Annotated in this window: 25 protein-coding genes and 4 pseudogenes; 18 read left to right on the top strand and 11 right to left on the bottom strand. The window is 53.8% G+C overall.

Going from position 1 to position 26,080, the window contains the following annotated elements:
• Positions 1-15: 15 nt before the first annotated feature.
• Positions 16-1,287, bottom strand: coding sequence for a TolC family protein (locus YA0848_RS07705; protein WP_131672237.1), 1,272 nt, complete (start codon positions 1,285-1,287; stop codon positions 16-18).
• Between the two features lie 392 nt (positions 1,288-1,679).
• Between YA0848_RS07705 and YA0848_RS07700 the strand changes: the two genes are divergently transcribed.
• Together YA0848_RS07700 and YA0848_RS07695 are read left to right on the top strand one after the other, a co-directional pair.
• A complete protein-coding gene (locus tag YA0848_RS07700) occupies positions 1,680-3,023 on the top strand; it encodes an OprD family porin (RefSeq protein WP_024073368.1) in 1,344 nt (447 codons plus the stop codon).
• A 495-nt stretch (positions 3,024-3,518) separates the two neighbouring features.
• Complete coding sequence (locus YA0848_RS07695) at positions 3,519-4,193, top strand: heavy metal response regulator transcription factor (RefSeq protein WP_019818115.1); 675 nt, start codon at positions 3,519-3,521, stop codon at positions 4,191-4,193.
• 761 nt (positions 4,194-4,954) lie between these two features.
• Here YA0848_RS07695 and tnpC (YA0848_RS07690) read toward each other — a convergent pair.
• A pseudogene (gene tnpC, locus YA0848_RS07690) lies at positions 4,955-5,799 on the bottom strand (IS66 family transposase); the annotation flags it as partial.
• Between the two features lie 233 nt (positions 5,800-6,032).
• Here tnpC (YA0848_RS07690) and YA0848_RS36520 point away from each other — a divergent pair.
• On the top strand, positions 6,033-6,314 hold the full coding sequence (locus tag YA0848_RS36520) for a DUF411 domain-containing protein (RefSeq protein WP_181125140.1): 282 nt from the start codon (positions 6,033-6,035) through the stop codon (positions 6,312-6,314).
• A 124-nt stretch (positions 6,315-6,438) separates the two neighbouring features.
• Here YA0848_RS36520 and YA0848_RS07680 read toward each other — a convergent pair whose 3' ends face one another.
• From YA0848_RS07680 to YA0848_RS36380, 4 genes are all read right to left on the bottom strand, one after another.
• Positions 6,439-6,837 (bottom strand): TFIIB-type zinc ribbon-containing protein, encoded by a 399-nt coding sequence (locus YA0848_RS07680; protein ID WP_073844972.1) that lies wholly within the window; start codon positions 6,835-6,837, stop codon positions 6,439-6,441.
• 46 nt (positions 6,838-6,883) lie between these two features.
• Complete coding sequence (locus YA0848_RS07675) at positions 6,884-9,343, bottom strand: heavy metal translocating P-type ATPase (protein ID WP_024073364.1); 2,460 nt, start codon at positions 9,341-9,343, stop codon at positions 6,884-6,886.
• A gap of 514 nt (positions 9,344-9,857) precedes the next feature.
• Positions 9,858-9,989 (bottom strand): hypothetical protein, encoded by a 132-nt coding sequence (locus YA0848_RS36385; RefSeq protein ID WP_024073362.1) that lies wholly within the window; start codon positions 9,987-9,989, stop codon positions 9,858-9,860.
• Positions 9,990-10,254: 265 nt separating this feature from the next.
• Positions 10,255-10,689 (bottom strand): MerR family transcriptional regulator, encoded by a 435-nt coding sequence (locus YA0848_RS36380; RefSeq protein WP_024073361.1) that lies wholly within the window; start codon positions 10,687-10,689, stop codon positions 10,255-10,257.
• A 93-nt stretch (positions 10,690-10,782) separates the two neighbouring features.
• On the opposite strand from YA0848_RS36380, the gene YA0848_RS07665 reads away from it, so the two are divergent.
• Positions 10,783-11,745, top strand: coding sequence for an arsenic resistance protein (locus tag YA0848_RS07665; RefSeq protein WP_024073360.1), 963 nt, complete (start codon positions 10,783-10,785; stop codon positions 11,743-11,745).
• A gap of 38 nt (positions 11,746-11,783) precedes the next feature.
• On the opposite strand, the pseudogene YA0848_RS07660 reads toward YA0848_RS07665, so the two are convergent.
• From YA0848_RS07660 to YA0848_RS07640, 5 genes and pseudogenes are all read right to left on the bottom strand, one after another.
• A pseudogene (locus YA0848_RS07660) lies at positions 11,784-12,005 on the bottom strand (transposase domain-containing protein); the annotation flags it as partial.
• Between the two features lie 104 nt (positions 12,006-12,109).
• On the bottom strand, positions 12,110-13,771 hold the full coding sequence (gene ltrA, locus YA0848_RS07655; protein WP_024073359.1) for a group II intron reverse transcriptase/maturase: 1,662 nt from the start codon (positions 13,769-13,771) through the stop codon (positions 12,110-12,112).
• Positions 13,772-14,349: 578 nt separating this feature from the next.
• A pseudogene (gene tnpC / locus YA0848_RS07650) lies at positions 14,350-15,657 on the bottom strand (IS66 family transposase); the annotation flags it as partial.
• A gap of 61 nt (positions 15,658-15,718) precedes the next feature.
• Positions 15,719-16,054, bottom strand: coding sequence for an IS66 family insertion sequence element accessory protein TnpB (gene tnpB, locus YA0848_RS07645; protein WP_024073357.1), 336 nt, complete (start codon positions 16,052-16,054; stop codon positions 15,719-15,721).
• Entirely contained in the window at positions 16,051-16,356 is a 306-nt protein-coding gene (locus tag YA0848_RS07640; RefSeq protein WP_093235877.1) for a transposase, read from the bottom strand. Before YA0848_RS07640 ends, tnpB begins: the two co-directional genes overlap by 4 nt.
• 191 nt (positions 16,357-16,547) lie before the next feature.
• On the opposite strand from YA0848_RS07640, the pseudogene YA0848_RS36515 reads away from it, so the two are divergent.
• The 14 genes and pseudogenes from YA0848_RS36515 to YA0848_RS07575 all read left to right on the top strand — a co-directional run.
• Positions 16,548-16,779 (top strand): annotated as a pseudogene (locus tag YA0848_RS36515) (DEAD/DEAH box helicase); the annotation flags it as partial.
• 159 nt (positions 16,780-16,938) lie between these two features.
• Complete coding sequence (locus YA0848_RS07635; protein ID WP_024073356.1) at positions 16,939-17,655, top strand: hypothetical protein; 717 nt, start codon at positions 16,939-16,941, stop codon at positions 17,653-17,655.
• A 40-nt stretch (positions 17,656-17,695) separates the two neighbouring features.
• Positions 17,696-18,448: a TIGR03759 family integrating conjugative element protein gene (locus YA0848_RS07630; RefSeq protein ID WP_024073355.1), complete on the top strand. Its 753-nt coding sequence runs from the start codon at positions 17,696-17,698 to the stop codon at positions 18,446-18,448.
• Entirely contained in the window at positions 18,433-18,990 is a 558-nt protein-coding gene (locus YA0848_RS07625; RefSeq protein ID WP_008437382.1) for a lytic transglycosylase, read from the top strand. Before YA0848_RS07630 ends, YA0848_RS07625 begins: the two co-directional genes overlap by 16 nt.
• Positions 18,987-19,490: an integrating conjugative element protein gene (locus YA0848_RS07620; RefSeq protein ID WP_008437383.1), complete on the top strand. Its 504-nt coding sequence runs from the start codon at positions 18,987-18,989 to the stop codon at positions 19,488-19,490. Before YA0848_RS07625 ends, YA0848_RS07620 begins: the two co-directional genes overlap by 4 nt.
• A gap of 7 nt (positions 19,491-19,497) precedes the next feature.
• Positions 19,498-19,782 (top strand): hypothetical protein, encoded by a 285-nt coding sequence (locus tag YA0848_RS07615; protein ID WP_024073354.1) that lies wholly within the window; start codon positions 19,498-19,500, stop codon positions 19,780-19,782.
• Positions 19,742-20,152 (top strand): hypothetical protein, encoded by a 411-nt coding sequence (locus YA0848_RS07610; protein WP_008437384.1) that lies wholly within the window; start codon positions 19,742-19,744, stop codon positions 20,150-20,152. Before YA0848_RS07615 ends, YA0848_RS07610 begins: the two co-directional genes overlap by 41 nt.
• A 3-nt stretch (positions 20,153-20,155) precedes the next feature.
• Positions 20,156-22,372 carry a type IV conjugative transfer system coupling protein TraD gene (gene traD, locus YA0848_RS07605; RefSeq protein ID WP_024073353.1) on the top strand — a complete coding sequence of 739 codons (2,217 nt, stop codon included), beginning with the start codon at positions 20,156-20,158 and terminating at the stop codon, positions 22,370-22,372.
• Between the two features lie 18 nt (positions 22,373-22,390).
• The gene (locus YA0848_RS07600; protein WP_044275342.1) at positions 22,391-23,146 is read left to right on the top strand and encodes a TIGR03747 family integrating conjugative element membrane protein; all 756 of its coding nucleotides are present in this window, start codon (positions 22,391-22,393) and stop codon (positions 23,144-23,146) included.
• A gap of 9 nt (positions 23,147-23,155) precedes the next feature.
• Entirely contained in the window at positions 23,156-24,634 is a 1,479-nt protein-coding gene (locus tag YA0848_RS07595) for a UvrD-helicase domain-containing protein (RefSeq protein ID WP_008437391.1), read from the top strand.
• Between the two features lie 75 nt (positions 24,635-24,709).
• A complete protein-coding gene (locus tag YA0848_RS07590; protein ID WP_008437393.1) occupies positions 24,710-25,021 on the top strand; it encodes a hypothetical protein in 312 nt (103 codons plus the stop codon).
• Positions 25,022-25,178: 157 nt separating this feature from the next.
• Positions 25,179-25,487, top strand: coding sequence for an integrative conjugative element protein, RAQPRD family (locus YA0848_RS07585; RefSeq protein WP_178110642.1), 309 nt, complete (start codon positions 25,179-25,181; stop codon positions 25,485-25,487).
• Positions 25,484-25,723 (top strand): TIGR03758 family integrating conjugative element protein, encoded by a 240-nt coding sequence (locus YA0848_RS07580; protein ID WP_008437400.1) that lies wholly within the window; start codon positions 25,484-25,486, stop codon positions 25,721-25,723. Before YA0848_RS07585 ends, YA0848_RS07580 begins: the two co-directional genes overlap by 4 nt.
• An 18-nt stretch (positions 25,724-25,741) precedes the next feature.
• The gene (locus tag YA0848_RS07575) at positions 25,742-26,080 is read left to right on the top strand and encodes a TIGR03745 family integrating conjugative element membrane protein (protein WP_008437401.1); all 339 of its coding nucleotides are present in this window, start codon (positions 25,742-25,744) and stop codon (positions 26,078-26,080) included.

Genomic DNA, 26,080 nt, shown 5'->3' with positions numbered 1-26,080 from the left:
AAATGCCTGGCCTGTTCAGCGCGTATTGGCAGTCAAGCCGACGTCGCCATACACCCTTTCCACTTGAGCACGCGCATTGGTCGCAGCCGCCAAAGAGTCGAGGTACTGGCCACGAGCAACTATCAAGGTGCGCTGAGCATCCAGCACTTCGATGAAACCGAATTTGCCCATCTCAAATCCACGAGTTGCGGTATCCACGGCCTGTTGAGCTGAAGGCAGGATCGTCTTGTCATAGGACTCGACCTCCTGCATGGCGGTAGCCCACTGATTCACTGCGGTTTGAGTTTCGGAACGTAGCCTGAGCTCAACAGCGTTTCGCTGGTCTCGGGCCTGATCTGCGCGGCGAGAAGCGGAAAGAATGTTGCCCTGATTGCGATCAAACAGCGGTAAAGGCATCGACAGCCCCACGACATTGACCCTCTCGCGAATAGAGCGGTCGTATTGGCTACCAACACTCACGGTGAGATTCGGGATGCGCTGCGCCTTTTCCGCGCCTAGTGAGGCATCGCTCTTATCTATTTGAGCAAGCGCTTGACGCATATCTGCGGTTTGATCGAGCTTCGCCAGTAATTCTGTAGCTTGCGGCGGCTTGCCGGGAGATAGGTCTGGCGAGTCAAGACGATCAAATGCAGTGACCGAACTGCCTATTAACTGGGCCAATTGCTGGTAAGCCGTTGACTTCAAGGTTTCAGCGCGCCTTACCTGTAACTTGGCTTCAGCCAGTTGCACCTGAGCGCGCGTGGCTTCCACCGGCGAGGACTTACCGGCACGCACCCGTCCATCGACGATGCGCAGACCGCGTTCGGTGAGCTCCAATGATTGTTTTGCCAGATTCAAGCCGGTCTGAGCTCTCAAAGCAGCGTAGTAAGATTGAACAACATCTGCACGAAGGCTATTGACTCGACGGTCCAGCTCTAACTGCGCGACGCTTTGACCGTAGGTTGCAACCTCGACACGAGCACGTCGCTTGCCACCCAACTCTAACGGCTGACTAAGCGCGACAGTCGTCGTGCTGGTATTACGACGGGTGTCTTCTACTTGATAAGAAATTTCAGGATTGGGGATGAGTCCAGCCTGCTTGCGCACTCCTTCAGAGATTCCGATCTCTTGACGTGCTGCTGCAAGATCGGGGTTAGCGTCTATTGCCGTCGAAAGCGCTTCAGCCAGACTGAGACTCTGGGCAAATGCGGCAGGCACCCACAATCCAGACAAGACCATACAGAACACAAAGACTTTCAAAGGAAAGATGGGGGTTTTAGATAAAGCAATGTGATTATACCAGGGCACTTTGATAGTCCTCATGCACAAACTTTGATAAAGCTTGGCGAGAACGCCTAAACAGCTGCCAAGCCCCTCTGGATCAGGTGATGGCACTCTAATCAGCGATCACTATCAGAGGGGTGGCTATAAAATTACAATTTCGTTAGAAACCCTGGGGGGATAGTCGAAATAGAAAGCTTTCAGGCGAAACGCAGGGATTTAGTGAAAAAGATTCTGGAAGCCCTGCAACGGTGGAAATACCTGATAACAGAATTGTAATCACCCCGTCACCGACTCGTTATCTTTGATCTGCAAATATGACCCAGGCGCTATTCTAAGTGCTCCACCGGGCCAAAACAACAGACTATACCCGCGTAGGTAAATCATAATAAAAACTGCCGTAATCAAAGGAGCATCGCTTGAGACACAAAGTAACTTTGTATTTGGCTGCGGTTTCAGCTTTTTCTGGAAGCTATGCCCTCACGGCACAAGCGGAAGGTAAACCAGAAGGTTTTATTGAAGGTAGCAGCCTTACTGTTCTAAACCGCAACTTCTATTTCAATCGTGATAATCGTGATGCATCTGCGCCGACTTTCAACAGCGGCAAAGGCAATACCAACGGTTATTCCGAAGCTTGGGCACATGCGATAATCACTAAATTCAACTCTGGTTTTACGCAGGGCACTGTGGGCTTTGGTATAGATGCGTTTGCAATGATTGGCATCAAGCTTGATACTGGTGGCGGGCGCAACGGTGGCCGTAGCAGCTTTGACGTGCTGCCTGTTAACGGTGACGGCGAAGCACGTGATGAATACACTAAGGTGGGTGGAGCAGCGAAGTTTCGGCTGTTTGATACTGTCGTAAAGGTTGGAGATGTTTTCCCCGCAACACCCGTCGTGGCATCGGGAGATTCTCGCTTACTCCCTGAAAGTTTCCGCGGCGTGACGGTCGAAAATAGTAGCATTCAAGGCCTAACCTTGCAGGGTGGTCGACTGCATGCGATGAGCCAGCCTGGTTCCAGCAACTTGAACGATAACTTTGCCACATTTTATGCCGGCCCGGTCAACTCGCCTTGGATTGGGTACGGCGGCGGTGATTACCAAGTCAACGACAACATCACGGTGAGCCTTTACGCCAGCCAATTGAAGGATGTTTGGAATCAATACTATGCCGGTAGCAGCCTCACTTACCCACTCAGCGATGATTTGACGCTTATCGGCGGATTCAACTACTACAAAGCTGTAGATGAAGGCAAGAAGCGCCTGGGCGAATTCGACAACAATATATGGAGCGCCAAGCTCGGCGTCCGGTACGGTGCGCATACTCTTGCACTGTCTCATCAGCGAAACAATGGCGATGACGACTTCGACTACCTTCGTCAATCAGACTCAATCTTCGTTGACAACTCAATACAGTACAGCGACTTCAACTCACCGAAGGAACGCTCTTGGATGCTGCGCTACGACTTGAACATGACCAGCTACGGTATTCCGGGGCTATCGTTCATGACTCGTTATGCCAGAGGTTCTGGTGCAGACTATTCGAACGCCAATCAATTCTATATGCGCACTGATGGTAACGGCGATCCGCTCACGAATCAAAAACGTTGGGAGCGTGATATTGAAGTCAAATACGTCGTACAAACAGGTGCGGCGAAAGATCTTTCCTTGCGATTACGTCAAGCAAATACTCGTGCCACTGCATTCGAATCGGACTTGGATGAAGTACGCCTGATCGTTGAATATCCACTTTCGATACTGTGAGCCCTAAACAAGATCGATTTATTCATGTGACTCGCCTAAAACAAAAATAGCGAGCTTAAAGAATTCACCTTGAGTTGCTTAAATGCTCCTTTGGTAAAAGGTGAATATTTTGCGCCCCCCTGGGGCGCTTTTTTTTACCTAAAATTCGAGTAAATCTTCGAGTACGCGCACCGCGTCCCGATGGAGTTCATGACTGCACCAGTGACCGCCTTCTTCAGCATGAGAAAAATCGCCCTCATCTGCACGGAATAAAATGGCCATAATAAAAAAAACAACCCAACATTTCATAAGGTCAATTCAGCAGTAGAGAAATAACCCGCAACTGGTTGGTCCGAGCCACGATATAATATATCGCGATGTTATCAAGTGTATTGCTCACTGATTACAAGTACGTTATTTAGCCCCCACCCAAGTGGTTTTGAATTATCATTCCTGCCAATGATGACAGCGCATTCGCGTAGTTAAAACAGCTCAGTCATATCGAGACAAAATCCAATGCGAATTCTGGTAATTGAGGACGAAGTAAAAACTGCCGAATATGTGCGCCAAGGCCTTACGGAGAGCGGTTATATCGTGGATTGCGTACATACCGGATACGACGGGCTTTTTCTGGCCAAACAACATATGTACGAGTTAATCATCCTAGATATCAACCTGCCGGAGATGGATGGGTGGCAGGTACTTGAATTGTTGCGAAGAAACAATTGTCTTTGTAGAATTATGATGCTTACTGCTCGAAGTCGCTTGGTTGATAAAATCAGAGGACTAGAGAATGGTGCAGATGATTACCTAATTAAGCCTTTTGAATTCCCGGAACTGCTTGCTCGAGTTCGCGCACTGATGCGCAGGTCTGATAATCCAGCATCTGTTGAGATCATTCGCGTAGCCGATCTGGAGCTGGATCAAAGCCGTCATAGGGCGTTTAGAGACGGTCAGCGTATCGACTTAACAACGAAGGAATTCGCACTTCTGCACTATTTAATGAGAAATACGGGAATTGTCCTGAGTCGTACACAGATCATATCTCAGGTATGGGACATGAATTTCGACTGCGATACAAATGTTGTAGAAGTTTCAATTAGAAGATTAAGAGCCAAGATGGATGATCCTTTTGAAAACAAACTGATACATACACTCAGAGGCGTAGGATATGTTCTAGAAAAACGCTAGCGTGCTGTTCTTGAAGCAATCACATACGCTCCTGTGATTTCGCCGACTCACGGGCACTTCAGGTTTCATCCAAGTTTGTCTTTCACTTGGCGCTTCTGGCCTACCGCGTCGGATATACATTTCGGCGCGCAAAAAACTTGCTAATCGAAGCTTTCAACTCGCCTACCGGTCCAAAACCGTGGTGCGAAAAAACACCATACCCCCCCGAAACAGCGCTCGATAATGCTTATCCACAAGCTGGATTTCAGTGTCCAATGTATGTGGAAGCGTTCAGACCCGCTTTCACTTTAGGTATTTGTGAGTAACGTAGTTGCCGATGATAAAGTGTAGTTCAAGGAACGTAGATTTTTATCAGTTGATACTCTCATAATCTGGTGAGACGAACTACGTGACGGTGCCACGGCGCACATATCCATGTAGTTGCGTGTGGATATGATAAATCTACCGGGGCATGAAGCCTAAGCATGCCATGGAGTGGACAATACGGTCGTGACTTAAAGGTCGCATACTCTATGATCTCTGAAGGCGAGCAAGTGAATCACTCCGGCTCTCTAGATACCTTGCAAGCTCATTGCATAACGCTTTTAAACTCTACAGTGAAAGCTACATATTGAAACGATTACGGCGTTTTGCGTTGATGGTTGACGATATTCGACACCTCCCCTTGCCGTCGGGTTAAGCCGTCACACTTGCTCAATCGTCAGAACTTTTGCATTAGCTTGAGTATCGCCATAAGCGTCCGGGCATCACGCCTTGCGTGATTAAAAAGATTGCGGCAGCAACTGATCGATTTCACTCGCCCGCTGCGTCGGCAGCCGCGTGAGAGCATCCTTCAGATATGCATACGGATCATGACCATTCAGGCGCGCAGACTGGATCAGACTCATGATCGCTGCCGCACGTTTTCCGCTGCGTAAGGCCCCTGCAAAGAGCCAGTTCTTGCGCCCAAGGCCCTATGATCGGATCTGGTTCTCTGCCCAGTTATTGTCTATGGGTACAGCCCCGTCATCGAGGTAGCGCGACAGCGCTGCCCAGCGTTCGAGACTGTAATCGAGTGCTCTGCTGATGGCTGAGACTTCAGGCACGAGGTCACGCTAGGCAATCAACCTGGCGTGCAGCATATTCATCACCCGTACAGCTTTTTCTTGCCGTATTCGGAGTCGTAAATCCGGCCCCAGATCGCGACTTCGCTTTCAATTTCGTACAACAACTGGATATAACGCAGAGCTTGCTCCGCAAGCGTGCTTTTATTCTTAGCGTGCAGCTCAAAGAAATTACGTTGCGCATGAGCCATTCACCCGATCTCGGTCACGTCTAGTTCGAAGCTGGCTTTGTAACCGACACAATCATCGCAGACCAGCTTGTCCTTCCAGTCATTCAGGAAGTTGCGAGCGTGTTCTCCGGCGCGGCTAGGGCTGAAGTCGTGAACCACCGCTGCCGCGTCCGAGAACTGGCTGGTGGCATAGGACCAAATATAAGAACTGTGGGTTTTCTTAGTTCCCGGCATGAGCATTTGCACAGGTGTCTCATCGGCTTGAATAATCTGCTGCCCGAGAACCACGTCGCGCAGCGCATCAACCAGCGGCTGGAACTGAACCCCAGTCACGGCCATCTGGCCACCGTCGGTGAGGCTATGCACGCTAACTCCTCCTCTCTTTCTCTTCGTTAAGTAGCATCAGCCATGAATTCATTCAAAAAGACCGTTCAAGTCATTGCACTCGTTGCAACGCTAAATGCAGCCTCATTGTTACAGGCAGCGTAATCAATTGCCGTCTACAAAGCCCCTAACTGTGGCTGCTGGACCAGGTGGATCGCTTATCTGAAGGAGTGGTCGACTATATGGAAAACAACATTAGCGATATGAACGAGAAGCTCGGCGTACCCGTAAATCTGGCGTCGTGCCACACGGGAGTTGTAAGTGGGAAATTCGTCGAAGGCCATGTTCCGGTCACACAAATTGCTGAACTAAGTCGACGAGCCAATCTGGACGGAATAGCTGCCTTCGGTATGCCCGTGGGATCGCTCGGAATGGAGTCAGGTGACCGACGCAGCGCCTACCCGGTAATTGGGATGAGCAAGTCAAGGGGAGAGACGGTTTTACAGGATTTTCGGGCCCGCTAGTGGCTGAGGAACCGCTCTACTAAACTGGTTGAATACCGGATACCGGGTTTCGAAAAAGCTACAGCCGGCTGATCAAATCTTCCGGCTGGAGTCTGATTAGCGGATCGCTGTATCCAAGCAAATATTAGTCGAAAATTTCCCGTAAAAACGATTTCTTATGATAAACCTGCTCTTCCTGATGCCTCGACTGATTCTGATGGCCGTTCTGATATCCGTCCCGCCAACCACCACCGTGACCAGGCTGCGGCGCGGAGTGGCCGTGCTTAGTGCCGCGTTTGTTGTCATGGTGGCCAGAAGACGGCTGGGCATACACAGGTTCAGACGGAGGTGTACCTTGCAGCGACTGAGATACGCTCTGTGGAAGAAAACGAGCTTCTTGTTCTTCCTGCTGGCTACGCTCGATGATCTTGTCGAGTTCTCCCCGGTCAAGCCAAACACCTCGACATTGCGGGCAATAGTCGATTTCAACGTTTTGACGTTCCGACATTACCAACAGTACTTCTTTGCAAACTGGGCAGTGCATGGTTCTCTCCTCCAGCGAATGAGCTATATAAAACGCAGCAGCCATTTCACCGACGCAGCAGCCGCAAGCCATTGAATACGACGAGCAAGCTCGCCCCCATGTCGGCGAAAACGGCCATCCACAATGTCGCGAAACCAGAGAGAGCCAACGCCAAGAAGACAACTTTTATGCCCAGAGCCAAAATGATGTTTTGCTTTAGAACCGAGGCGGATCGGCGACTCAGGCTGATAAAGTACGCGATTTTTCGAGGGTCGTCGTCCATGATCGCAACGTCAGCTGTTTCGAGAGCTGTCGCTGTCCCTGCGGCTCCCATTGCGAAACCTATATCGGATTGCGCTAAGGCGGGGGCGTCATTAACGCCGTCACCAACCATCCCAACGGCGCCATATCTGCGTTTGAGTTCAGCGACTGCAGTCTGCTTGTCCTCTGGCATCAGATTTCCACGGGCATCCTCGATGCCCAATTGCTCAGCGATCGACCTCGCCGTCGCAGGATTATCCCCAGTCAGCATTACTGGAACCACGTTCAAAGCCTTCAAAGCAGCCACAGCTTCAACACTCTCCGGTCGGACTGTGTCTGCGACCGCGAATATCGCGGCGGGGCCGCTATTGCCGCATAGCACGATCACCGTTTTGCCAGTTTCCTCAAGCCGTGAAAGTCTGGCCTCCAGCTCCGAAGAACACACGCCCAACTCCTCAACCAAACGATGGTTGCCTAGATGCCAAAGATGACCGTCGATCGTGCCTTTCACGCCTCGGCCATTTAGCACACTGAAGTCACTGACAGGCAGAGCCACAGCGCCAGGCTGCTGCGATTTCCACCCATTGACCAATGCTTTCGCTACTGGGTGGGTACTTTGCTCATCAAGACTCGCAGCAATCAAAGTTGCCTTCTCGATAGACAAGTCACTGAATATATCTGAGTCAGTCAGAACTGGCTTGCCCTGAGTCAACGTGCCTGTTTTATCCAGAGCAACCACCTTCAGCAGGCGCCCGCTTTCCAGGTAGGCACCACCCTTGATCAAGATTCCATGCCGTGCGGCTGCGGCAAGACCACTCACAACAGTGACAGGCGTTGAGACGACCAAGGCACAAGGACACGCGATGACCAACAACACCAGGGCCTCATACAACCATTCACCCCACGTACCACCAAGCAGCACTGGGCCTAAAACGGCAACAAGAAATGCCACCGCCACTACGGCTGGGGTGTAATACCGTGCGAACTGGTCAACGAACCTCTGCGTCGGCGCCCGCTGAGACTGCGCATCCTGAATCGCGGCAGCAATACGAGCGAGCGTACTTTCGCCAGCGACTGCCGTGACAGTCGCCTCCACGACGCCGTCTGTCACGATACTGCCAGCATATAGCGGATCCCCCTCTGCCTTATCTACTGGCAAGCTTTCACCAGTGATAGGGGCTTGGTCGAGAGCAGCACGACCAGATTCCACCCTCGCATCCAGCGGTACCCGCGACCCTGTGCGAACACGAATACGGCTGCCGAGAACGACATTCTCAACCGGGTGTTCTTTCCAGCCAGCTTCGGTCATGACTTCCGCAGTCTCAGGAGCTAATGCAGTCAGCGATTTAATCGCGTTACGCGCTCGCTCAAGTGAGAGTGCTTCGATGGCTTCGGCAATAGCGAAAAGGAAAACCACCATCGCGGCTTCCGGCCACTTGCCAATCACCATGGCACCCAAGACAGCCAAAGACATCAAGAAGTAGATGTTCAATGTGAAGTTCTTTACAGCGATCCACCCCTTCTTCAGAGTTGGTAGACCAGCAGTAAGAATGGACAGCGCAGCCAAGGACATTACAGGCAAAGAACCCTCCTGTCCGGTCGTCCAAGCGATCACTTCAGCGGCGATGGCAGCTAGACCGCTGACCGCCAGCAGCCCTTTCAAGCGCGTCGTCAGAGCAGGTGAAATGGCATTCGGGGTTGCGCCGGCCTCGATGAGATTGGGCCCCATATCCAGCGCGGTCAAAGCGATGACTATCGCCTTCGGATCATCCAAGCGATGATGCACTGTCAGCTCACGATCCAACAGATTGAAATCAAGTCGTGCGATGCCAGGCATCGGCTCTAAGCGATTACGAATTAGCCGCTCTTCGGTAGGGCAATCCATCTTATCAATGCGATACCGAACCAGGGTCGTGCCTTCTGGCTCAGCCATGGCCGAATGTGAAGTCACCGCCCCTGCGGAATCCACTTTGCTCAAACAGCAATGGTCGGCATCGGAATGGGCTTGAGCTGAAGTGCCATGATCGTGTGCGCTATGGTCTTGATTATGGTCGGTGGACTTGGCTCCACAAGGCTGAGAATCCTTCGAACCGCACGCATGCGATCCCGTTCTGCCCAAGCTCTCGGCGTGATCAGGCCCATGCTCAACATGATGTGCACGAGAATGAACCTGTTTGGCGAAGGTCTCGCGGGGGTCAGCAGAACAGCAATCGTCCGACTTCGGCACGAGGTGCAATTTGGCTTTCGACGGGTTTTCCTGGCTCATGACGCATCTACCAATAAGGATATGGCGTCATTGAACAGCCTGTAGTAGCTACAGTGTCAAGCAATGAGTTTGAAATTTCGACTGGGCCGAGGGCGCCGCTCGAGTCTACGTCCCTCAGTGCGAGCGCCTGATAGCTGCATGCTGCGATGCATCAGCCAGGTTGGTCAGCACCTCAAATGCCCACTCAGCTTTCACCCTGGGAGTCATGCATATCGAGCAAGTCGTCAATCGCGTTGTGAAGCCTACGAGTAAACGTTTGGAGAAATCCGCCATGATGGTTTTCGACGCCATTGGCATGTGTCGGCTGTAGACCTCTCTAAGCGCTCATTACCATCGGTAGCCGACAGGGTTAAGGGTAGAAATATCCAGAAAGCTCCTCGACACAGTCGCACCAGCATGTCCTCCTCAACAACCCTACTACAAGCTTTTCGGCATTAATTAGGAGATGCCCACTGGAAATCCGGTGACACCTGCTAACCGAGAATAAAACCCCGCCATGTCTGGCGGGGTCTCATCAATCACCCTTCTTGTGCTTATGCACGTCCAGGTCGGGATGCTTAGGCTTGTTCTCGGGGGTTACACGGCGACGCTGGTCTGTCTTGCCGGTTGATTCGGCAATTGGCTTGGGCCCAGGTTTGATGGCCATAGAACTTGCTCCTTCAGTTGATAGGTATATGCCCTGGCAAACGTCTGCCGTGTAAGCGTTCGCTCAGTACGGTCACGAGATTGAGGGCCCCAAACACTATAGCTTGATATTTTTATGCCAGCAGTGGCGCACCACTTTAGTAAGCGTCTGCCGAACACATCTTGCACCAGCCCGTTTGGTGTAGACGGACGCTCGAAAGACCCTGTCGAGACTATCGCGCTATTCGGTTTCAATGGCAGCTTGCTCCCCTATGCTCTTGACTCGTCTAGGAGCAGCAACCAGAGCGAGCCCCAGCAGCGGGTTCGAACAGTGACTCAATAATCGTACAGTCTGGAGTGTTCGAGCCTAGGCATCTTGACTCACACGTGCCTGCCATTGAGAGCAGCTCTATCCGGATCTGCAGGAGCTTAGCTACCTTAGATTCCACTTCTGCCAAGTGCTTCTTGACCACCGACAACGCATCAGCACACGGACGATCAGCATCTGCCGCGAGCGCAATGAGTTCGCGGATATCGTCGAGTGGAAAGCCCAGTTCACGATTCTGCCTGATGAAGATGAGTCGTGACCGATGCTTTTCGGTATAGATTCGATGCCGCCCTGTCGACCGTAGGGCCGGAGGGAGAAGGCCTATTTTCTCGTAGTAGCGAATCGTTTCAATGTGGCAACCCGTTGATTTCGACAGCGCTCCGATTCCTGACATCCAAACTCCCCAAGCATTTTCTTGAACCTGTAGTAGCTACAGATATTAACCTGCTCAATCGAAAAATGATTTCACGCGTTTTAAGGGCATTCCGTGGACAGAGAACAGCTAGAGAAGAACCAGATTCCCGTTTACTTCGTCGCGGTCATTGTCGCGGCTATCGGGGGCCTGCTCGCACCTGATGCCTCTCAAGCGTTAGGTGCGTTGGTGACACCAGCCATCGCTGTGCTGATGTACGCCATGTTTCTGCAGATCCCATTCTTGGATCTTCGCAAAGGGCTTGCAAACAAGCGTTTCATGACCGCGCTGCTGACCGCCAATTTCGTCGCCATCCCCCTGTTGGTTTGGGCGTTGACGATGGGCCTAGCCGACCACCCGGCGATTTTGGTGGGCGCACTATTGGTCTTGCTGACGCCTTGTATCGATTATGTTGTTGTGTTTACCCATATCGGTAAGGGCGACTCCAAACTGACTCTGGCGGCAACACCATTACTACTCGTGCTTCAGCTTGTGCTACTACCCCTCTATCTAGCCTTCATGGTGAGTGATGACTCGGCGGTGGTTATATCGGTCGGCCCATTTGTTGAGGCCTTCGTAGTGCTGATCGCTTTACCCTTGGTCTTGGCAGTAGCAACAGCTGCCGGGGCAAAGGGGTCACGCATCGTTGAGGGCTGGAACAATGTATGGGCTTGGATGCCTGTGCCAGCTATGGCGGCTGTATTGGTCGTAGTGATCGGCTCTCAGATTTCAACGGTGGTCAGAGACATGGACAAGCTGCTGCCTGTTATTCCCGTCTACATTGGTTTCATGCTCTTGGCACCCGTGGTGGGTGCGCTGGTGGCTCGGGCGTTTAAGTTACCGGCTAGCACGGCAAGATCTGTCGCTTTCAGCAGTTCGACACGAAACTCATTGGTAGTTCTACCATTGGCATTGGCCTTGCCCGAGGAAATCAGAGGGCTCGCTGCGGCAGCAGTGATTACTCAAACGCTGATTGAGTTGGTCAGCGAACTAATTTACATCCGAGCAATTCCTGCTTTGGTGTGGCGCAAAATGTAGATGCCAGGGAAGACATAAGCACAAAACACCCTGCGCGATTAAACAGGTGCCCACCTGTGCGGCAGCAGCTTGTTAATCTCACTCGCGCGCCGCGTCGGCAGGCGCGTGAGAACATCCTTTAGATAGGCGTACGGATCATGGCCATTCAGCCGCGCTGACTGGATCAAGCTCATGATCGCCGCAGCCCGTTTTCCGCTGCGTAGCGACCCGGCGAAGAGCCAGTTCTTGCGCCCAAGAGCCCATGGCCGGATCTGGTTGTCGGGTAGTCAGACGCGGTTGCCCGCGTCCAACCCCCTAAGAACCGTGCATGCGAGTTTCCCAGCACACGGCTCAAGCCTCTGCTAAGGCGCCATTGGGCACCCGGTTATACATCGTCGACATTGGCAAATTGCACATCTCGTGGGCAACGCAGGTGGTAAATCTCAAGATTAGCCGCAGCGTCCGTCCCGCCATGACCTAGCTTCACAATATGGCGACTGTGCCACGGTGTGTCTTTGGTCACCGGCTTGAAGCAGGCGCAGCACCTGCCGCCCTGTTGCACCCATACCCGATACAGCTTGGCTCGACCTTTAACGGAAGTGAGCATCTTCTTGCCCCAGCGGGACTCGAAGTACTCATCCCATGCAGGGTCGTGAGGGTTGGCAGCAGCCTTAATCTTGATATGTCGCACAATCGGTGTGTCTGAGGCGTCTACTAGCGTGTACTGACGCTTCCGACCATCGGCGGATTTTTCAGTACACGAGAACACCCAACGGCGCGCCCCTTGTACTTTGAAATACCGATCCTTCACCCATCGGCGTGTCTTGCGAGGGTGGCGACGTACCGCCCATCGCCAGAGCATTTCCCACACTGCGCTGTCCACCTGGTTGAAGACCTTCTTGGCGACGACATGACTGTGATAGTTCGCCCAGCCCCGTAGAACCGGGTTGAGCAAACCTATCAAGTTAGCCTGTCGTATCGTTTTGTTGGTCTTGATCAACTCTCGCAGCTTGGCAAGTAGAGCCCCGATGTTCGCCTTGGACGGCTTGATCAGGAGCTTGCCGTTGTACTTGCGCAGGTTCCATCCGAGGAAGTCGAACCCGTCCCCTATGTGCGTTATCTTGGTTTTTTCCGGAGAGAGGACAAGTCCACGCTCTGCCAGAAATTCAACCACGGCGGGCCTGACTTCATTCTCCAGCCATTCTTTCGAACAACCAGTGATGATGAAATCATCTGCATAACGCACCACGCGCATTTTTCGGGCTGTCCACTTCGCGTTGGGAAATCTCTTCGCCAGCATCGCTTCCAACCCATCCAGCGTCATGTTCGCCAACCCCGGGGATATGATGCCTCCCTGCGGGGTTCCGGCGTGGCTGGGGAATAGCTGCTTTTGGTAGACATAACCAGCCCGGAGCCATTTCTGCAAAATCGCCTTGTCCATGGGAATGTTGGCGATCAACCAGTCATGGCTGATATTGTCGAAACAGCCTTGAATGTCGCCCTCTAACACCCATTCCGCGTTTGCTTTTCGTGACAGCACACCAAAGCACTGTGCGACGGCATCCGCAGTTGAGCGTTCCGGCCTGAACCCATAAGAGTTCGGGTCGCCGGTAGTTTCCGCTATCGGTTCCAGAGCCAGCAGATGAAGCGCCTGCATGGCCCGGCATTTCATCGCGGGAATTCCAAGAGGTCTCGTTTTGCCGTTTTTCTTCGGAATAAGCACTCTCCGAAGCGGGAGCGGCGAGTAACCTCGCCGCGTCAACGACTCTATCGCGCCGAGCTTGGCCCTAGGCGTATTCCAAGTAACCTTGTCCACGCCGGGGGTATTTTTGCCTTTGTTTTCAGACACCCGTTTCACAGCAAATGCCTTGCCACTGAACGAGTGAGTCAGCAGCCATTGCAGGGCTTTCACCTTGTTATGTCTGCCATCTTGTACAGCCTTCACAATACGCGCTTGCAGCCCTCTGACACGACGTTGTACGGCGATCCAATCGATGCTGTCCCACGACGTGCCGGAAGGTGCACACGCCAATGCTGCTGCGTTCATTTGCTCTCCTTCCGTTGAAAGGGTTCTACCTACTCTCGTGTGAAGAGAGACCATGAGGACGTCTGCCCGCTTTCGCGTGAAGTGATGTTTCAACCTCTATCCAACCCATTACAGGACGGCGTTCGCTTTTTCCTCGTTCCTTCGCCCGCACCGCCATGGGCAATTTTTACAAACGGCTTTCCCTGACGGGAGCGATACGGGATTTCCACGTTCCGCTTACTGAAGTGCGTCGGGTTAGGTGCCTGCTATCGACCGGGAGGCATGTGGGTCACGAATGCGTAGTAGAAAGACGCAGTTCCCACCTCCATTACCATTTTGGTTCGAGCGTGTAAGCCATTTCCGCTCGCTTAATTTAACGATCGTTGCGCAGATTCACGTGTGTTCACCATACCAACTATCTAGCACTTGTCCGGCCATGGCTGCCAGAAGGGTACGCCTCTCACGATTGGTACCCCGCACCTTGCGGCGCCTCGTAACATTGTCGAAGGCGCTCTTGATTCAGCCTTCTAGATTCACCCGGTGACACGGGTGGTTCCCACCAAGGGGGAACAACTTCATTAAGCGACTTCGTGTCGCACCTCCGCCCAATTATTATCAATGGGAACCGCCCCGTCATCGAGGTAGCGCGACAGCGCTGCCCAGCGTTTAAGGCTGTAATCGAGCGCTCTGCTGATGGCCGAACCTTCGGGCACAAGATCACGCTGCGCGTTCATCCAGGCATGCAGCCTATCCTTCACCGGTACGGCTTTTTCTTGCCGTATTCGGCGCCGTAAATCCGGCTCCAGGTCTCTGACTTCTCTTTCGATTTCGTACAACAACTGGATATAGCGCAGGGCTTGCTCGGCGAGCGTGCTTTTATTCGTAGCGTGCAGTTCAAAGAACTTGCGCCGTGCATGGGCCATGCAGCCGATCTCGGTCACGCCGAGTTCAAAGCTGGCCTTGTAGCCGCCAAAATCGTCGCAGACCAACTTGCCATTCCAGTCCTGAAGGAAGTCGCGAGCATGCTCTCCGGCGCGACTGGGGCTGAAGTCATAAACCACCGCTGCCACATCCGAGAACTGGCTGGTAGCGTAGGACCACACATAGGAGCGGTGGGTTTTCTTTGTTCCCGGCATGAGCATCTGCACCGGTGTTTCATCTGCGTGGATGATTTGTTGCCCAAGCACTACTTCGCGCAGCGCATCGACCAGCGGCTGCAACTGAACTCCGGTCACGCCAACCCATTGAGCCAAGGTTGAACGTGGAATCGCCAAGCCCGCTCGACCTAAGATCGATTCCTGACGGTAAAGCGGCAGATGGTCAGCAAACTTGGCGATCATGACGTGTGCGAGCAGGCCCGAAGTCGGGATGCCCTTATCAATGACCTGCGGCGGAACCGGTGCCTGGATCAGCGTTTCGCAGTTATCGCAGACCCACTTGCCACGGACATGGCGTTCGACGGTGAACACGCCGGGCGTGTAGTCCAGCTTCTCGCTAACGTCCTCACCGATGCGCTTCAGGGCGCAGCCGCATGGGCGGTGAGTGTTGTCCGGTTCGTGATGGATCAACGTTCGCGGAAATTCTGCCGGCAATGCCGTGCGCTTGGGCCTTAGCTTTTCCTCGGTCGCCTCTGGTGCTATTTGCAACGCCTGAAGCTCGGCCTCAATCGCCGCGATATCAGTATCGATCAGGTCATCTAGCAGGCTGGCCTGTTCAGGATTCATCTGCTCGCTGCGCTTGGCAAACTTCAAACGCTTGAGCTGGGCGATCTCGTGGGTCTGTTTCTCAATGACTGTTTGATCACGGTTGATTTTCTTGCCCATAGTGTCGACTTGCGAGAGCAACTGCGCTGCGAGGACGCGCAGTTGATTGGGAGACAGTTGGTCGAGATTGGGCGAAGAAGTCATACGCCGGACTTTGCCAGAGCGGGCGTTTCGCGACGATAGACCGATAGGCTAATGGCTGCCGTTAAAGCAGTGTGATCGAGCCTCCAGAACCTGCGCGTTGCCATGGCAGCCCCAGCAACAACGTTTGAAGTTGCTCGGCATCCAGTTCCATCTCAGGACCATGGCGGATGCCAGGCCAGTGGAACTTGCCTTGGTTTAACCGGCGCGCCGCCAGCCATATTCCGAAGCCGTCATGCACCAGCACTTTCATGCGATTGGCGCGGCGGTTGGCGAACAGATAAGCGCAGTGCGGCTGCGCCGCACCGAACACCGCGATCACCTTGGCTAGCGCCGTTTCGGTGCCTGCGCGCATGGCCATCGGTTCGGTGGCGAGCCAGATGGAGTCGATGTGAATCATCGCAGAATATCTCGAAGAAAAGTCGCGCAGGCGGCAGCACTTTCAGTGGGCCAGTCCACTTTGATGATGGCGCGCGGGTGCTGTATTTCAACGCAGATATTCGATGATGCTGGATGGGAGTTCGCCCCCGCAGGTGGGTGTGCCGGAATTTTCTGCGTTTGCAGCCGAATCCATTTGTGGACGAGGTTTGCGTTGAGGCTATGGCCGAGCGCGACGCTGGCAATCGAAGCGCCTGGTTGGGCGCACTCTTGAATGATCTGGGCTTTGAAGGATTTGGAATAGGAACGGCGTGTTGGCTGCATGAAATACCCGCTTGAAAGGCTAGAATTGGTGTCCACTTAATTTAAATGCACACCATGTCTTCGCTTTGCAGAGCTGGGTAGATGACCTGGCCGGACGGTTACCCACTTTATTCTGACTCCGCAGATCATTATCACGGGTTTTTAAGACTTTACTCCGCGCAGTGGGGCTACGGTATATGGCTTTACCCAACACCTTGCAACAGGCATTTCGACGGTGATGGCGGATTGGGCAAAAGCAGCCAGTGAGGGTGTTTTTTTGGCTATGCCGGCAGCTCTCAGATTACTTGCCTGCAGTTGATGGCCAAGAAAATCGCCGTGATTCAAAGCACGTCGGGAGATGTGCCAGATTCTGGTCTCGACTCGCTGAACCAAGATGGTGATTCAGTTGAAATGACACTTGCAAGGCAGCTCATTGCTTCATAGTTTGACGGCCACCTTCGGGTGGCCATTTTTTTATAACGATCCCAATTTACCAGCGGCCAACTCGACACTTCAAAAACCATGCGTCCTGGAAAACCTATTTCCTGATGCACCTAAGAGACTGGTTTGAGAGGGTGTATTCGCTTTTGCGCGAGGACGCCCATGAACCTACCACGCCCTACTCGAACCACAGCGATACTCAGTCTGTGCCTTGCATTATTGGCAGGCATTCTGTGTTATGAGCATCATCAACTCTCCCAACTCCGCACCAGCTTGGCTGCGACTGCAGACAAAGAGTCGCTCGATGCGTTGTTGACGCGGCTTGGCAAAGTCGATGAGCGACTGGGCACGGTAGCCGGCAACCACCTGGTGACCAACGAGGACTTCCGAGCCGGGCAGCAGGCTTTATCGAATCGAATTGATGCCGCACAAGCGTATGCAAAGCAAGCGACGGAGTCAGCGCAAGAAATCTCTCAAAATGCTGCGTCTGCTGGTGAATTGCTAGTCCTCAAAGCCAGCGTCGAAACACTCGATAGCCGTCTTCAAGAACTCAGTCAGTCACGCATCAAACAAACCACTGCTGTGCCCCTCAAGCCCAAGCCTAAGCCCGTTGCCCGCCAACCAAAGCGGCCAAAACCGCCCGCTACCGCCACTGTCACACCGCAAACACCCCCTTTTACCGTTGTCGGTATCGAGTATCGCGGCGGTGAACGCTTTTTGTCCGTAGCACCGCCTGGCAGCACGCAGTTGAATCAAATTTACCTTATCCGACCTGGTGACGCTGTGGCGGGCACCGCCTGGCGACTCAACGCGCTGGACGGAAGATCCGCACGCTTTGACGTGGCCGGAACACCTCAAACCGTAACCGTCGCGCAATAGGACCTCCTTTATGCACTCCCCTACCACTTCCTCGAAAACAATGAAGCCCAGGAACATTTTGGGTTTCATTGCAGGCTTGGCCACCTTCGCGTTTGCATACGGCTGTCATGCGGCTTCGGGGCAATCAACGTCGATCTCGAACACTCAGAACAGTGAAGTTCACAACTCTTCTCAAGGAGCAAGTCAGACAGAACTCGCCCGCGAGTGGGGATTGACCCCCCAAGAATGGTCCCGTTTTCAAACTGTGATGGAGGGTCCTCGCGGAATCTATTCGCCAGGCCTGGATCCTCTGACAGCACTTGGCATCGAAGCGAAGTCGGAGGAGGAGCGGCGACGCTATGCAGAGCTGCAGGTGCGAGCCGAGCGACAGCGTATCGATAAGGAACTGGCGTACCAAAGGGCCTATGACCAAGCCTTCGCACGTCTTTACCCCAATGAAAAAGTCATCCAACTATCGTCCAACCCTGCATCTGCTCCTGGCTCGGGAGCGTTAACTGCTGTGAAAGGCACTGGACGACTAGCCGTTTTTGTTCAAGACAGTTGCAACGCATGTATTGACCGCGTCAAAGACTTACAAAACCAGAAACAGTCCTTTGATCTGTACTTCGTTGGTAGTCAAGGTGATGACGAAATAATTCGCCGCTGGGCCATCTTGGCTGGAGTCGAACCGGCCAGCGTGAGAAGCCGACAGATCACATTGAATCACGATGCCGGTCGATGGCTTGGCCTTGGACTCGGCGGTGAGCTGCCGGCCGTGGTACGCGAGGTGAATGGACAATGGCAGCGTCTGTAATTCGCGCGGCTTTAACGGGGGGGCTACTGCTCACCGCGGCATTTGCTAACGGTGCCGAGGTTCCGCCACCGGCCTATCAGTTGATTGCCCTGCCTGCCGGCGTTCCGTCCGAGGTGCTGTACTCCGTTGCACTGCAAGAGAGTGGCACCCGACTTCGCGGCCAGATCGTCCCCTGGCCCTGGACGTTGAATGTCGCCGGCGCCGGATATCGCTTTGCGACACGCAGCGATGCTTGCAGAGCGTTGATGATCGCCCTTCAGACCGCAGGCCCAAATAGAGTCGACGTCGGGCTTGGACAAACCAACATCGGTGCCAACGGCCACCGTTATAGCTATCCCTGCGAAGGGCTGGATCCGTACAAAAACCTCTCGGTTACGGCCCAGATCCTGGCTGAGCAAAAAGCCAAAGGAGGCGACTGGATCACCGCTGCTGGTCGGTACCACCGCCCTGCCGGAGGCGAACCCGCTGCCCGATACCGACGAGCTTTTGCCAAACACCTCAGCCGGGTCACCGGTATCAACCTGATGGCGAATAATCCATGAATAGATTGCTGCATCTGCCTGTTTTGCTGTCTTTGGCCTCCCCCATGGCAGTGCATGCCACCTCGCTGATTGTTGTTGAAGACCGAGGGGGTGTTTCCGCTCTGCCCTACTACCAGTACTTGGCTCCAGAACCTACTGAGCAGTCAGCACAGTCAGAGAATATTGGTGTGCGTGGGCAAGGCTCGTTTCCAGTGCGCTCTGACCAACTGACACCCGGGCAGGTACAGGGCCGGGTAATCAATGCACCTGGCCTGCAACCATTGTTTCTTGTAGGCGACGATGAAAGCTCCAGAAAGTGGTTATCACAGCGCCGCGATCAGTTACAGCAACTGCAGGCAGTGGGCCTTGTGGTTAACGTGGCCAGCGCCGAGCGGTTTGCCGAAATCCAACGATGGGCAGGAAATCTACAGTTGGTCCCGGCTCCATCAAATGATCTGGCACAGCGCTTGGGAGTCCAGCATTACCCGCTGTTGATCACTGCCACAACGATCCAGCAGTAACCAGGGTATGGCCTCTCTTACGCACATCACCTTGGTCATCAAGCAACCAGATGACCCACGAGCAGGCCAACTGCTTTTTGAACAGGTCACCTATGTCGCCAAGCTCTATGGCGGCACCGTCATCGCCCGCGTACCTGGTGACGAGGTGGAGCTATGTCAGCGGCTAAAAGAACGACTGCCCGAGGCAGTTGAGCAAGCGAGGCAAGAGTTGGCCAATTCATCATCACGCATGAAAGGAGGATCCCGGCCCCATGAAGCTGACCAAGAAGCAACGCTGCGAGCTTCACGCTAAATTCGCGGGCCATTGCGCATACTGCGGTGTGCTGTTGGGTGACCGGTGGCATGCGGACCACATGGAAGCAGTATGGCGAGAACCAGAGAGGGTGGACGGCAAGTACTCCGGTGCCATCATTTTGGGGCGGCCAGAGAACCACGCCATCAGCAACATGATGCCCGCGTGCGTGCCGTGTAATTTGAGCAAGGCAGCGATGCCACTAGAAGTCTGGCGAGAGCGCATTGCTGGACACGTCAACTCCCTTAACAGCTACCACCCCATATACCGCCTGGCCAAGTCCTATGGGCTGATCGCTGAGACAGGCAAGCCAGTCGTTTTCCATTTCGAAACAGTGGGGCCATTGTCCCCTTTCACTCATAGGAAGTGATCCATGACCACCTCCTACACCATTGAGTCGTTACTACGCCCTGCTGTTGAGCTGTACACAGTTTGCGTATGTGCCGCTGCGGCGTTGCTCTGTATTTTCGCGCCCTGGGCGGTTGCTCTGACGCCTTTATTCGGCATGGTTGCCGGTACAGGCTTTCTGGGTCTAGGGTTCGTCCGCCTCAAACAAGCGTTGGTAGTGCTGCGTTACCGGCGCAATATTCGGCGCCTACCCCACTACACCATGACCAGCAAAGACATGCCGGTCAGCAATGAGCGGCTATTCATCGGTAAAGGCTTTCGCTGGACCCAAAAACATACTCAGCGGTTGATGGAGACTTACCTCCCAAAGTACGCCGAGTATGTCGAGCCCACGTCTATCTATACCTTTGCTCGCAGAATTGAGGAGCGTCTGGAGTTCGCACCCTTTCCACTCAAATTGCTGTCAAAGGCTACCTCGTGGGATGTGCCATTTAACCCGGCGCGTCCACTTCCTCCAGTCGGGGGGCTACCGCGCTTACACGGTATAGAGCCGAACGAAGCGGATGTCAGCCTGCCACTGGGTGAGCGGGTTGGACACTCCCTTGTATTGGGGACTACTCGTGTTGGAAAAACCCGCTTGGCAGAGTTGTTTATCACCCAAGACATCAGGCGTACCCGCCGTAGCCCCCGGCGCCGCGTTCATATGGGGCGCCGCGTGCAACCCGTTCATCGAAGCCAGCGCAATGTAGAAATGGACCTGGACCGCGAAGTGGTGATTGTCTTCGATCCTAAAGGCGACGCAGACCTCCTGAAGCGCATGTACATCGAATGCAAGCGCGCAAACCGACTGGAGGAATTCTACGTGTTCCACCTAGGCTGGCCCGATCACTCCGCTCGCTACAACGCCGTCGGCCGGTTTGGTCGGATCTCGGAGGTTGCCACCCGCATTGCCGGCCAACTTTCGGGGGAAGGCAATTCCGCGGCATTCCGGGAATTCGCCTGGCGTTTCGTCAACATCATCGCGCGCGCCCTCGTGGCACTGGGACGTCGGCCGGACTATGAACAGATCCTCAAGCATGTGACAAACATTGACGCGCTGTTTATTGAGTATGCGCAGAAGCACTTTGCTGAAAATGATCCCAAAGCCTGGCAAACCATCGTTGAGCTGGAAGGAAAGATCGATCGTAAGAACCTCAGTTTCGCCATGAAGGATCGACCGCTACGCGTGGTGGCCCTGGACATGTACCTCACTCAGCAACGCATCTCCGACCCAGTGATGGAGGGTCTGCGATCAGCCGTACGCTATGACAAAACCTATTTCGACAAGATCGTGGCCAGCCTTCTGCCATTGCTGGAAAAACTGACCACAGGCCGGATTGCAGAGCTGCTATCTCCCGACTACATGGATCTTGAGGACCCACGACCAATCTTTGACTGGATGCAGATCATCCGCAAACGGGCAGTGGTCTATGTCGGCCTGGACGCTTTATCTGATACAGAGGTAGCTGCAGCGGTGGGCAACTCGATGTTCAGCGACCTGGTGTCAGTTGCGGGTCACATCTATAAGTTTGGCATCGATGATGGCTTGCCCGGGGCCACCGGCGGCAAGGTAGCAATTAACGTACATGCGGACGAATTCAACGAACTGATGGGCGATGAATTCATACCGATGATCAACAAAGGCGGTGGTGCCGGCATGCAGGTCACGGCCTATACCCAAACCATGAGCGATATTGAGGCAAAAATCGGTAACCGGGCTAAAGCTGGCCAAGTCATCGGTAACTTCAACAACCTGTTCATGTTACGTGTACGTGAGACTGCAACCGCCGAGCTGCTGACCAACCAGTTGCCAAAGGTCCAGGTGTTTACCAGTACACCAGCAAGCAGTGCAAACGACGCTATTAACGGCAACACCGCTTTCACCTCTAACACTCACGATCAGATCCAAAGTGTCAGCGTACCGATGATCGAACCGGCGCATGTGGTTGCCCTACCCAAGGGGCAATGCTTTGCCCTGATAGAGGGCGGGAATTTGTGGAAGATTCGTATGCCGTTGCCGGCAAGCGATCCCGATGAAGTGATGCCCAAGGATCTTCAGGCCTTGGTTGAGGGCATGCGTAAAGGATCCGGAACCAGCAGCGACTGGTGGCAAGCACCGGGATATGACGCACTAAGTGAGTCGCTTCCTGATGACTTGGTAGACGACTTCCGCCAGATGGCCAATAACGGAAAAGCCGCATAGGCTTGAAGGAACAGAGCCATGGCCGATATCGCGGAAAAAGCCCAGCAACAGCAGGAAGGTCAAAAAAACTTCCTGGGCATGCTGTTCTCTACCCCTTTTCATTTCTTGGGGGTGATGTTCGGCTCCTTGCTCGGCGCCATCGTCGTTGAATGGCTTTGCATGTACACGTTCTGGCCGGATGCCGGCTGGAAACATGCTCAGCAGATGTTCCAACATGAACTGGGCTGGCTGTCCCAGGATCTGCTGCACAGCGTTGTCATCAAAGAACCGGGGCGTACGGCAACCTGGCTGGCACAAACGGTCTATGACTGGCTGATGGTGAAAACCGGCATGCAGGACAATATAAATGCACTGACACAGTACGCTCGCTCAACATCACCACAACAAACGGGAACCTTGAACCTTCGCTACGAACTCGGTCGGGCGATGATCAAATTCCAGGACTATGGCTTAGCCGCGTTATACACAGTCCTGACCTTCTGTGTGCGAATGGTCATTCTGACGTTGACGATTCCGCTGTTCGCACTGGCGGCGTTCACTGGCTTGGTCGATGGCCTGGTGCGGCGTGATCTACGAAAATTCGGCTCCGGCCGCGAGTCAAGTTACCTGTATCACAAAGCCCGGGGGACGATCACTCCGCTGACCATCGTGCCCTGGACGGTCTACCTGGCCATCCCCATCAGCATCAGCCCCCTTTTGATTCTGTTGCCCTGCGCCGTGCTGTTGGGTGTGTCCGTTTACATCACCGTTTCAAGCTTCAAAAAATACCTTTAGGAGCTGCCCATGCAGTGGACACAAGAACAGCAGCCCATCATCCATTCCACGGCTGACAAGCTACTGGTTCAGGCTTTTGCCGGTACCGGCAAAACCACCACACTGGTGGGCTACGCCACACAACACGCCTCGGTGAAAATGCTCTACCTCTGCTACAACAAATCCGTCGAGCTCGCTGCCAGGGGCCGCTTTCCACGCAGAAACGTGGTGTGTAAGACGGCGCATGGCCTCGCATATGCAGTCTATGGCAGTCAGTACGCCACCAAGCAGACCAATAACTTACGCCTGACGGACATCGCAAGGGCCATCAACACCCAGGACTGGGAGCTCGTGCGGGATGTCCTCAGCACGCTTAACAACTTCATGGCCAGCGCCGATGACGAGTTGGGCCGTGTGCATTTTCCCAGATTCCAGGGGCAACGAATGCTCACAAGTGCCCAGGAACGTTTCCTGAACAATGCTTTAAACGTGGCTAAAACCATCTGGAACCGGATGATCGATCTGCAGGACACAGCAATGTCGATCACCCATGACGCTTACTTGAAGCTGTATCAGCTAAGCAAGCCCGACCTGAGCGAACGATTTAACGCCATTCTGCTCGACGAAGGTCAAGACGTGAACCCAGTTATTGCCGACATAGTAAAAATACAACGGGTCCGCAAGGTGGCAGTCGGCGATCCCCACCAGCAGATCTATCGCTTCCGCGGCGCAGAAGATGCGCTCAACAGCGACTGGATGGCCGACGCCGAACGTCACTACCTGACCCAAAGCTTTCGCTTCGGCCCTGCCGTCGCGCATGTGGCCAACATCATTCTTTTTTACAAGGGTGAGACACGAAAGCTGCAGGGGTTAGGTTGCAATACCCTGGTTAAACGGGCTCTGCCTGAAGAGCTACCGCATCGCACGTTTATCCATCGTACCGTGACCGGCGTCATCGAGAACGCCCTGCAGCTGGTCGCAAGCAACCCCAAGATTTTCTGGGTCGGCGGTATCGACAGCTACTCGCTACGCGATCTGGAAGATTTATACCTATTCAGCCGCAACCGTAACCATGAGGTGCAGAACCGCAGGCTGTTGAGAGATTACCGGGACTTTTCACAGTACGTGGAAATAGCCGAGGTAAGCCAGGATACGGAGATGTTGCGATCGATCAAGATCATTACAGCCTATCCGGACCTGCCCCAGCGGATCCAAACCCTACGTTCCCGCTCTGTAGATAACGAGCTCGACGCCACCGTGACACTCACGACTGGGCACAAGGCCAAGGGGCTGGAGTGGGACTTTGTCAGCCTGTATGACGACTTTAGCGCTGATCCGCTTTCACCCGATATCGATCAAGGTCGTAAAGATGACGAGTTGAATTTGCTGTACGTGGCGGTGACGCGAGGGATGAAGATCCTAGCGTTGAACTCAATGGTGCTTTCTATCATGCAGCGCTATGTCGATGCTCGGACCTCTGCACTCCAACCTCAGAAATCACGCGCTTAGCAACAAACTATTTCAGATTGCTGGCACGCGCTTATTATTGAAACCCTGGTAGCTCTGCACATTGAGGACGTCGCCATGGGCCGTCAGAAATTTGAATACCACACTGAGTTCTCTCCCTTTCAGTACGTTGTCAGAACCAAAAAGCTCTTCATGTTCAAGTCCGAAGAGCCCACCACTGAACCCGACACCCAGGGTTTTCTGGAAGATTCTGAACGTCAAAACCGCCTTGCTCAATTAGGCAGCGAAGGCTGGGAGCTGGTCAGCGTGCAGCCCGTGGTCAAAGGAGAAGTCAAGGTTGGCAATCAAAACGCCCAAGGCTGGGCTTACGGATTCGCCTTGCCCATCGGGTATCTGCTGTTCTTCAAACGCCCTATCCACTGTGATTGATGGTGTCAGTACCGTCAGAAGAAATCCTTACAGTCCTGAATATGGTTTTCTTGCGGCGACCATAGCTTGATCACGGCAAGCTGACGGCATCAGGAATGACTAGAGCCCAGCCGTGATCCAGTACCCGCGTCTCACTGCACTCACTTGCCGACTTGCCTTGCCAGGCCTCATCGCACTTTTTGGATGCGGCCTGCCTGTCTCTCATGCGACCGCTGCTTCAGCCTCCGAACAGGCCAACCTGGACGTGATGATCCGCCAGTTGAATGCCTTAGAGGACACCGCACGTCGTAGCGCTCAAGTGGCCGACGAACCTGGCAAGCGTTACTTCTTCGATTACCAGCGTCTAGCAGGTGATATCGCTCGAATTCGTCATGGGTTGGAGGGCTATCTAACCCCAACCCGAGCCCAGCCTCGTGATCCTGTTGAGCTGTCAGGCCAATACACGACCGAAGGACGCAAGCCATGAGCATGAGCGGCGCTCAGGCTGCTGCGTTTCAAGCGGCAGGAGGATTTCCTGCCTCGACGAGCTACCTGTTTTTCGTCGGCGTCGCTGTAGCCATCATCTTTATGTGGGGCGCCTGGGCTATCTGGAGCTGCTACCGAGGATGGGCCACTGGCAACCTTGATCGAACGATTGCCTCGACCTCGCTCGTCCGCATCCTACTGCTTTGCATGATCCTCACCACATTTGTTCTTAGTTGACCCTATGGGAGATACACCATGACTTCATTCTTAAAACCGGGCCGCATGCTGATCGGGTTGCTTGCTCTCCCCCAACTGGCCATGGCGGCTCTTCCGCAGTCTCAGCCTCCTACCCGGGGGGAAGGCTCTAACCTGATGCAAACCATGCAGAACTACGCCTTTGACGGTTTTACTTTGCTTGGCCTCATCATCTGCGCAGTCATTTTCAGTGGCGTTGCTTGGCATGCCTTCGGCACCTACCACGAAATTCAACTTGGCAAGAAAAAATGGGGAGATCTGGGGGCGACAGCCGCCGTTGGCGTCGCCATCCTCGGTGTCGCCATTTTTCTGGTCACCAAGGCTTCAAATATTCTTTAA

Source organism: Pseudomonas sp. S4_EA_1b (assembly GCF_016307435.1).
Taxonomy (GTDB): domain Bacteria; phylum Pseudomonadota; class Gammaproteobacteria; order Pseudomonadales; family Pseudomonadaceae; genus Aquipseudomonas; species Aquipseudomonas rhodesiae.
The sequence above is the reverse complement of the archived record's forward strand: the minus strand, read 5'-3'. Positions and strand labels throughout refer to the sequence as shown.